Here is a 6,308-nt window from a genome sequence, read left to right as displayed (position 1 = left end):
CCCCCCCCCCCCCCCCGGGCCGGCCCGCCCCCCCCCCCCCCCCCCCCCCCCCCCCCCCCCCACCCCCCCGCGGGGCCCCCCCCCCCCCCCCCCCCCCCCGCCCCGGGTGCAACGAACGCTGCTTAGTCGAGCGGCGCCGAACGCAGATCGGACACTTGCTGCGGTGACACGGCCGTTCCGTGGTTGCCCCACGACATACGGATGTACGTCACAACCGCCGCGACTTCCTGATTCGACAGCGCTTGCGCGAACGGCGGCATGCCGTACGGATGCGGGTTGCCATCCGTGCTCGGCGGGTAGCCGCCATTCAGCACCATACGGATCGGGTTGACCGCCGACGGCATCTGAATCGACTGGTTGTTCGCGAGCGGCGGGAAGTTCGGCGGCATGCCGAGACCATTGTCCGCGTGGCACTTCGCGCAGTTGTCAGCGTAGATCTTCTGACCTTGCTTCAACAGTTCGCCGCCGAACTTTTCTGACGTTTCGAGTTGCAGCGGTTCCGGTGCTTCGCTCTTTTGCGGAATCGTCTTCAGGTACGTGGCCATTGCGTTGATGTCCGCATCCGACATGTACTGCAGGCTGTTGTGAACGACTTCAGCCATCGGACCGAACACCGCGCCGCGGTTCGACACGCCGGTCTTCAGCAGGTCGGCGATGTCTTTGGTTTCCCAGTCGCCGAGGCCGGCTTCCTTGTTCGACGTGAGCGACGGTGCGTACCAGTTCTGCAGCGGGATCAGGCCGCCGGCAAACGCCGCCGAACTCACCGGGCCACCCATGGCGTTGATCGACGTGTGGCACATGCCGCAGTGGCCGAGGCCTTCGATCAGGTACGCGCCACGGTTCCATTCGACCGACTTGGTCGGATCCGGCTTGTACTCGCCTTCACGGAAGAACAGCGTGCGCCAGCCGATCAGCATGTTGCGCTGGTTGAACGGGAATTTCAGTTCGTGCGGACGGCTCGGCACGTTGACGGGCGTGACTGAACGCAGGTACGCGTAGATCGCGTCCGAGTCGGCGCGCGTGACCTTCGTGTAGCTCGTGAACGGGAAGCCCGGATACAGCAGGCTGCCGTCTTTCGAACGGCCAGTGTGCATGGCGCGGTAGAAGTCGTCCTGCGTCCACTTGCCGATACCGTACTGGTCGTCAGGCGTGATGTTCGGCGTGAACATCGTGCCGAACGGCGTAGCCATGGGCAGGCCGCCGGCGAACTGCTTGCCGCCGCGCACCGTGTGGCAGGCGATACAGTCGCCGGCGCGGGCGAGGTACTCGCCCTTCTTGACCAATTCGGCCTGGTCGGCGGGCGTTGCCGCCATGGCCGTGCCGTTATGCAGGTGGTCGCCGCCCGACCACAGGACGGGAACGAGTGCGGCAGCCGCAACGACGACGACTGCCGAGAGGGCGAACAAAGACTTGCGTTTCATTTGAGTGTCTCTCCCGGTGCCTTATTGCGGTTCGCTGCCGCAGGCAAGCGGAGTCTTCATCGAGCGGGCCGGAGCCGGCACGGGGTTTTGTGGAGCCTGTTGCGTGGAAAGCCATGCAGCAACGGCGTTCACGTCTTCGTCGGTCAGACGCGTGGCGATGGTGTGCATGCAATCAGGTGCGATGGCATGGCGCGAGCCCGAGCGCCATGCGCCGAGTTGTGCGCTGATGTAGTCGGAGTGCAGACCGACCAGACCCGGGATAGCGGGTTCCATACCGGTCAAACCCTTGCCGTGGCAAGCCGCGCAAGCCGGAATCTGCTTCGAGGCGTCGCCGTTCAGCACGATCTGCTGGCCGCGCGCGAGCGTGCTCGACGACACCGTCGGCTTGGCCGGCTGCGGATACGGAGGACGCTGTTGCGAGAAGTACGTGGCGATCTGATGAAGGTAGTCGTCCGAAAGGTACGTGACGAGGTAGTTCATGGGCGGGTACTTGCGGCGCCCTTCGCGGAAGTTCTGCAGCTGGTTGTACAGATAGTCGGCCGGCTTGCCCGCGAGGCGCGGGAAGTAGTCGTTGTCGGTACCTTGGCCATGCGAGCCGTGACAGGCCGTGCAGCCTTGCACGCGCGCTTCCATCGTATCGGGGGCCTTCGGTTGAGTCTGCGCTTTCGCAGCGCTATAGACGCCAGCAGAGCCGATCAGCAGAAGGGCGAGCAACGGGCGGAAAATGCGTCTTGAAGACACGCGTAACTCCATCAAAATCGGGGACCTGACCGAACTTCGAGCGGCTCGGTGTGAAGGGCAGCCGGCGCTGCGGCGACGCAGCATTCTATCATCGAAGGGTGATGGTGACTATTTGGCACATTAGAGAAGGTTCCGGCTGTCACAGCCATGCGACAGTTTGACGCGCACGACTGCTTCGCGCGGCTAGCCTGTTATCCCAAATTTGTCTGCGCGATCAACGGCGCACGCCTCGAGCCTGCGCGATCTATCCATAAACCAGGTTGAACCGACGCCCGCGCGAACTATCGAAGCGTACACTTCCGGGCGCGCCGGACTTTGTCCGGCCTCGATGCGCCTGGCTTCGACGCCCACCGTTTTCCTGATCATCCGCTATCGGCCTTACATGAAGCTACTTAATTTTTCCCGTCCGGCGTTGCGAGCGTCGATGCTCGGCGCCGCCGCGCTGCTTGTGACCTCCACGGCATTCGCCCATGCGCATCTGAGCTCGAGCGAGCCGGCGGGCAACGCCGAAGTCGTCGCGCCCACCGAAGTGACGATCCATTTCACCGAGCCGCTCGAGCCGGCTTTCAGCAGGATCGCGCTTGCCGACACGAGCGGCAAGGCGGCCGCGCCGGCTGAGTCGCAGGTCGACAAGGATGACGCCAGGGTCATGCATCTGCCGCTGCCGCAGTTGAGCGCCGGGCGCTATGCGGTGCACTGGATCGCGGTAGCCACGGACGGCCACCGTACCCAAGGCGACTTTGCGTTTATCGTCAAATGAGCATCGACGGACTCTGGATCGGGCAGGTCGCCATGGCCGCGCTCATGAACGTCGCGTTTGCGTTTGCCGTCGGTTCGGCGTTGCTCGGCGCGTGGCTCGCGAAGGACGCCCAGCAAAAGATCTCGCCCGCGCGTCCCGCGTGGTTGCGCGCGCAACGCTCGATGCTGACCGCCACCGTCGTGCTGGTCCTCGCGGATCTCGGCTGGCTGCTGTATCAAGCGGCGTCGATGAGCGGCGTCGCGTTGCCGGCCGCCATCGGCGTGGTGCCGACCGTGCTGACGCAAACGCATGTCGGTTACGGCTGGAGCCTTGCGTTCGCCGGCGCGCTGGTGCTGCTCGGCACGGCGATGGCCAGTCATACAGGCATGCTGCGCAACGCGCTGCTGTGGCTCGCGGTGATCGCGATCGCCGCGGGCAAGGCGTCGCTGGGTCACGCGGCCGATGCCGGGCCGGCCTCGGCCGCGATCGCCATGCAAACGCTGCATGTGCTCGTCACCAGCGTGTGGGGCGGTCTGGCGATGGCGGCGGGGCTCGCGGTCCTGCCGGCGCTCGGCACCTCGACCGCGCGCGGCATGTTGATCCGCACGGCGACTCAGGTGTCGAGCGTGTCGGTGGTGGCGGTTGCGCTCGTGCTGCTGTCCGGCATCTTCAACGCGGTGCGGGGTTCGGGCGGCTCGTTCGAGGCAATCGAACTCAGTACGTGGGGACATGTGCTGATGCTCAAGCTTGCGCTGGTCGCGCTCGCGCTCGTGCTCGGCGGACTCAACCGTTTTTTGGCGCTGCCGCGCCTGCGCCGCACGGCTTCGACGATGGACGCCCACACCTTCGTCAACGTGCTGTATCTCGAAGCGCTGGCGATGATCGGCGTGTTCGTCACGGCGGCCGCGTTGTCGCATAGCGTGCCGGCGTTCGCCACGCTCGGTTGACGCCACAGTGCGAGGTCATGCGCGCGAGTCGAGCGGTATGACCGACGGCACCTGAACCGCAGCGCGTCCGCGGCGGTTCAGGTCTGCAACGTCCCGCACGCGCCACATGAGCCGTAGCCGCCGCACGAGCCACATGAGACGTCACATAAAAAAGCGCCGCACAGCAAAAGCGTGCGGCGCAATACACACGGTCGCCTGGCGGTGGCCAGCAATCCGTTACTACTCTTTTCAGGCGGCGAGTGCGTGGCTCGTCCGCTCTAGTGTCTCCTCCGGAAACATCTCCTGCTGCAACTCGCCGGCGTCGCTGAACCATTGGCAGATCAGCCAGTTGCCCGGCGCGAACAGCACCGTCCCGCTCCAGGTTACGGTCATCGGGCGGCTGCCGGACTTGAGTTTCAGGACGTCGCCCACGCGAAACGCGGGTTTCGCCCGCCTCATGAGCTGCTTGGCCAGCCGCATGGTGAGCCTCCGCTTATTCGAGGCCGAGCCGATGTCCGAGGATCGGTGCGCAAAAGAGCGCGATGGCGCAGCCCGCGGCTTTGCCTTCGAGTTCGGCGCCCGCGGCGCGCGCGCCGTACATATGCGTCAGAAGATCGAACAGTTGCGGCAGGCAGTACACCACCGCGGCGCCGATGAAGCATTTCTCGACAACCGAGATGCGCCAGCCGCGTTCGAATGCGAGTGCCGCGCCGAGGATGCGCAGCACGCCGAACACCACCAGCGCGCCAACGGCGGCCTGTTCGCGGAGCAGATAGTCTGGAAGGAATTCGCCCATATTTTCCCCGATGCATGTGTTGTTTGAATGCATTTGAGCAAGGAGCGGGCCATGCGTCTGTCTGATGCCGAACAGACGGTATGAAAGCCTTGGTGGGTAAGGCTTTGCGGCGATGCGTGCGGGGCGGAGAAGGACGAGCGGAATGCCCGTTTGAGCCGGTTCGGTCCGAGGTGTTACGTTACTGCGACGGCCCGTGCGTCACGTCACCGTAACGCGCAGCCGCGAAAGAGGACGTCAGTTTGCGGCGGTTTGGCGCTCAAGGACGACGTGTGTCGGCGAGGAAGCCGAGTCCGTCGCTGACCGCGAAACACGAACGTCAGCGCGAAACAAAAACATCGACGCAAAAAAAACGCCGCCCACGGGCGGCGTTCCTTCGCGCACTTACCATTCGGCGACGCTGCCGTCCTCGTGGCGCCACACCGGATTGCGCCAGCGATGGCCGACCTTTGCCATCTCCCGCACCTTCTCTTCGTTGACCTCGATGCCGAGGCCCGGGCCTTGCGGAATCGACACGAAGCCGTCTTCGTATTTGAAGACTTCGGGGTTCTTAATGTAGTCGAGCAGGTCGTTGCCCTGGTTGTAGTGAATGCCGAGGCTCTGCTCCTGGATGAACGCGTTGTAGCTCACCGCGTCGATCTGCAGGCAGGTGGCCAGCGCGATCGGGCCGAGCGGGCAATGCAGCGCGAGCGCGACGTCGTAGGCTTCCGCCATCGATGCGATTTTGCGACACTCGGTAATGCCGCCCGCGTGCGACGCATCCGGCTGAATGATGTCGACGTAGCCGCCCGACAGAATGTGCTTGAAGTCCCAGCGCGAATACAGACGCTCGCCCAACGCGATCGGTGTGTTGGTCTGGTTGACGATGTCGCGCAACGCTTCCGCGTTCTCCGACAGCACCGGCTCTTCGATGAAGAGCAGCTTGTACGGGTCGAGTTCTTTCGCCAGCACCTTGGCCATCGGCTTGTGCACGCGGCCGTGGAAGTCCACGCCGATGCCGATGTTCGGTCCGACCGCCTCGCGTACGGCCGCGACGTTGTTGATGACGCCTTGCACCTTGTCGAAGGTGTCGATGATCTGCAGCTCTTCCGAGCCGTTCATCTTCACGGCCTTGAAGCCGCGCTCGACCACGGCGCGCGCGTTGTTGGCGACATCGCTTGGACGGTCGCCGCCGATCCACGAATACACCTTGATCTTGTCGCGCACCTGGCCGCCGAGCAGCGCATGAATTGGCACGCCATGATGCTTGCCCTTGATGTCCCACAGCGCCTGGTCGACGCCGGCGATCGCGCTCATGGTGATCGGGCCGCCGCGATAGAAGCCCGACCGGTACATCACTTGCCAATGGTCTTCGATCAGAAGCGGGTCTTTGCCGATCAGATAGTCGGACAGCTCTTCTACCGCGGCCGCCACTGTATGCGCGCGGCCTTCGACCACCGGCTCGCCCCAGCCGACGATGCCTTCGTCGGTTTCGATTTTCAGGAAGCACCAGCGCGGCGGAACGATGAAGGTTTCGAGCTTGGTGATTTTCATGGTGTGCGTCTCCTTTGTCGGCCGGCGTTAGCGCTTTAGCGCTCCGGCCCCATGCAAGGCATCGGCCTGTGCGCCTGCGAACTATTTCGAGGTTTCACATGCTACAACAAAAGCGCGTTTAAGTACTATTAATAGTACTATTGGCCAGATAGTGG

7 protein-coding genes are annotated in these 6,308 nt (G+C 64.1%); 2 read left to right on the top strand and 5 right to left on the bottom strand.

Going from position 1 to position 6,308, the window contains the following annotated elements:
* Positions 1–122: 122 nt before the first annotated feature.
* On the bottom strand, positions 123–1,421 hold the full coding sequence (locus PQR32_RS15715; protein ID WP_408228234.1) for a c-type cytochrome: 1,299 nt from the start codon (positions 1,419–1,421) through the stop codon (positions 123–125).
* A 21-nt stretch (positions 1,422–1,442) separates the two neighbouring features.
* A complete protein-coding gene (locus PQR32_RS15710) occupies positions 1,443–2,174 on the bottom strand; it encodes a c-type cytochrome (protein WP_408228231.1) in 732 nt (243 codons plus the stop codon).
* 370 nt (positions 2,175–2,544) lie between these two features.
* Here PQR32_RS15710 and copC point away from each other — a divergent pair, with 370 nt between their 5' ends.
* On the top strand, positions 2,545–2,922 hold the full coding sequence (gene copC / locus PQR32_RS15705; RefSeq protein ID WP_408228228.1) for a copper homeostasis periplasmic binding protein CopC: 378 nt from the start codon (positions 2,545–2,547) through the stop codon (positions 2,920–2,922).
* Positions 2,919–3,848: a CopD family protein gene (locus PQR32_RS15700; RefSeq protein ID WP_408228225.1), complete on the top strand. Its 930-nt coding sequence runs from the start codon at positions 2,919–2,921 to the stop codon at positions 3,846–3,848. The genes copC and PQR32_RS15700 overlap by 4 nt, the downstream gene beginning before the upstream one ends.
* Before the next feature lie 228 nt (positions 3,849–4,076).
* Here the strand turns inward: PQR32_RS15700 and PQR32_RS15695 are convergent, their stop codons facing one another.
* From PQR32_RS15695 to dgoD, 3 genes are all read right to left on the bottom strand, one after another.
* A complete protein-coding gene (locus PQR32_RS15695) occupies positions 4,077–4,307 on the bottom strand; it encodes a YodC family protein (protein WP_408228222.1) in 231 nt (76 codons plus the stop codon).
* Positions 4,308–4,320: 13 nt separating this feature from the next.
* Positions 4,321–4,623, bottom strand: a complete 303-nt coding sequence (locus tag PQR32_RS15690; protein WP_408228219.1) for a hypothetical protein — start codon at positions 4,621–4,623, stop codon at positions 4,321–4,323.
* Between the two features lie 381 nt (positions 4,624–5,004).
* Positions 5,005–6,153 carry a galactonate dehydratase gene (gene dgoD, locus PQR32_RS15685; protein ID WP_012434262.1) on the bottom strand — a complete coding sequence of 383 codons (1,149 nt, stop codon included), beginning with the start codon at positions 6,151–6,153 and terminating at the stop codon, positions 5,005–5,007.
* Positions 6,154–6,308 lie beyond the last annotated feature (155 nt).

It is taken from the genome of Paraburkholderia dipogonis, assembly GCF_046027395.1.
Classification (GTDB): Bacteria; Pseudomonadota; Gammaproteobacteria; order Burkholderiales; family Burkholderiaceae; genus Paraburkholderia; species Paraburkholderia dipogonis_A.
This window is presented reverse-complemented; position numbering and strand designations above follow the sequence as displayed.

Bases quoted from the DNA above. Each gene is read 5' to 3' on its own strand.
- PQR32_RS15715 (WP_408228234.1), bottom strand. From the start codon at position 1,421: ATGAAACGCAAGTCTTTGTTCGCCCTCTCGGCAGTCGTCGTCGTTGCG.
- dgoD (WP_012434262.1), bottom strand. From the start codon at position 6,153: ATGAAAATCACCAAGCTCGAAACCTTCATCGTTCCGCCGCGCTGGTGC.
- PQR32_RS15700 (WP_408228225.1), top strand. From the start codon at position 2,919: ATGAGCATCGACGGACTCTGGATCGGGCAGGTCGCCATGGCCGCGCTC.
- PQR32_RS15710 (WP_408228231.1), bottom strand. From the start codon at position 2,174: ATGGAGTTACGCGTGTCTTCAAGACGCATTTTCCGCCCGTTGCTCGCC.
- copC (WP_408228228.1), top strand. From the start codon at position 2,545: ATGAAGCTACTTAATTTTTCCCGTCCGGCGTTGCGAGCGTCGATGCTC.
- PQR32_RS15695 (WP_408228222.1), bottom strand. From the start codon at position 4,307: ATGCGGCTGGCCAAGCAGCTCATGAGGCGGGCGAAACCCGCGTTTCGC.
- PQR32_RS15690 (WP_408228219.1), bottom strand. From the start codon at position 4,623: ATGGGCGAATTCCTTCCAGACTATCTGCTCCGCGAACAGGCCGCCGTT.